Raw genomic sequence first — 2118 nt, 5'->3', positions numbered from 1 at the left:
CTCGTATGACACCGCCACCAATCTGTTCGGGCTGAACAAGGAAACCCCCGCCGACGACATCGAACGCGCCAGCCAGGTTACCGACTTCATCGCACAGCACCTGCAGCCTGACCTGCTGCATACCCGCCTCAGCGTGCCGCGCAGCGAGTTGCGCCTGTCGCCTCCGGCATTCCGCTACCAGCTGGTCAAGCGCGCCCAGCAGGCCAACAAGCGTATTGTCCTGCCCGAAGGCAACGAGCCACGCACCATACGCGCCGCGGCCATCTGCCAGGAACGCGGCATAGCGCGCTGCGTATTGCTGGCCAAGCCGGAAGAAGTCCAGGCGGTTGCGCGCGAGCAAGGCATTCAACTGCCAACAAGCCTGGAGATCCTCGATCCGGAGCTGATCATCAATCAGTACGTCGAGCCCATGTGCGAGATGCGCAAAGCGAAGGGTCTGACGCCCGAAGATGCGCGCGGACAGCTTCAGGACACCGTGGTGCTGGGCACCATGATGCTGGCGCTCGACGAAGTGGACGGCCTGGTTTCCGGCGCTGTGCACACCACGGCCAACACCATCCGCCCGGCATTGCAGTTGATCAAGACTGCACCTGGCTACAGCCTGGTTTCTTCGGTGTTCTTCATGCTGCTGCCGGATCAGGTACTGGTCTACGGTGACTGCGCAGTGAATCCGAACCCGAACGCCACCGAGCTGGCGGAGATTGCCCTGCAAAGCGCCGAATCGGCCGTCGCCTTGGGCGTCAACCCACGCGTGGCGATGATCAGTTATTCCACCGGCACTTCTGGCAGCGGCGCCGAGGTGGAGAAGGTTGCTGAAGCCACCCGCATCGCCCAGGAGCGCGCCCCTAACCTGCCAATCGACGGCCCATTGCAGTACGACGCCGCATCGGTCGCCAGCGTCGGCAAGCAGAAGGCGCCCAATAGCCTGGTGGCCGGTCAGGCCACGGTATTCATTTTCCCTGACCTGAACACGGGCAACACCACCTACAAGGCGGTTCAGCGTAGCGCCAACGTGATCAGTGTCGGCCCGATGCTGCAAGGCCTGCGCAAGCCGGTCAACGACCTGTCCCGTGGCGCGCTGGTCGATGACATTGTGTTCACCATCGCGCTCACCGCACTGCAGGCTGATAACCAGAAGGCCTGATGCGCCTGCGCCCGGCCAGCCTGGCCGGGCGCCGCGCAGCGTCCACCATCCGTTTTTTGCTTGCAGTTCAACCCGCAGTCGGTACTCTTGCCGCCGTTACTGACGGATATAAGAACTAATCGATGTTGAGCGTCCTTCCCGCCCCACTTCGGGGCGTCCTGGCCGGCCTGACGCTGGCATTGAACACACTGTTCTGGTGCTGGCCGCTTTTTGCGCTATCACTGCTCAAACTGGCGTTACCGATTCCGCGTATCCAACGAGGATTGCGCTTTGGCATGCACTGGATCGCCGAGTCCTGGATGGCAGTCAACAACTTCTGGATGGATCAGGTGGGCCGCACCGAGTGGGACGTGCAGGGACTCGACAAGGTTGACCTGCAGCACTCCTATCTGGTCACCAGTAATCACCAGAGCTGGGCCGACATCCTGATGCTGCAATACCAACTGAGCCGGCGGATGCCGATCCTGAAGTTCTTCCTCAAGCAGGAGCTGATCTGGGTGCCGGTTATCGGCTTGTGCTGGTGGGCGCTGGAGTTTCCCTTCATGAAGCGCTTCAGCAAGGAGTATCTGGCGAAGCACCCGGAAAAGCGCGGCGAAGATCTGGCGACAACCCGCAAGGCCTGCGAACGCTACCGGACCAACCCGGTGTCGGTATTCAACTTCCTCGAGGGCACGCGCTTCACCGAGGACAAGCACACTGAACAGGCATCGCCCTACCGCTACCTGCTCAAACCCAGGGCCGGTGGCATCGCGTTCGTAATCGATGCGATGGGGGAGCAACTGACCTCGCTGATCAACGTGACCATCCACTATCCGGGCGGCAACCCCAGCTTCTGGGACTTGTTATGCGGCCGGATAGACCAAGTCGTCATGCGCATCGACTCGCAGCCGATCCCTGCCGAGTTCCTGCATCGCAGCTACGACCAGGACGAAGCCTATCGGCTGAACTTTCAGGAGTGGGTCAACGAGCTGTGG

Annotated in this window: 2 protein-coding genes; both read left to right on the top strand. The window is 61.5% G+C overall.

Annotated elements, in window-relative coordinates:
• A partial coding sequence (gene pta, locus PSTU_RS0116590; RefSeq protein WP_019342132.1) for a phosphate acetyltransferase occupies window positions 1-1144 on the top strand: 1144 nt, incomplete at its 5' end.
• 122 nt (window positions 1145-1266) lie between these two features.
• Window positions 1267-2118, top strand: an 852-nt coding sequence (locus PSTU_RS0116585; protein ID WP_019342133.1) for an acyltransferase, incomplete at its 3' end; no start/stop codon positions are given.

It is taken from the genome of Stutzerimonas stutzeri SDM-LAC, assembly GCF_000235745.1.
GTDB lineage: Bacteria > Pseudomonadota > Gammaproteobacteria > Pseudomonadales > Pseudomonadaceae > Stutzerimonas > Stutzerimonas stutzeri_H.
Note: the sequence above shows the minus strand (reverse complement) of the source record. Positions and strands in the feature narration are given on the sequence as shown.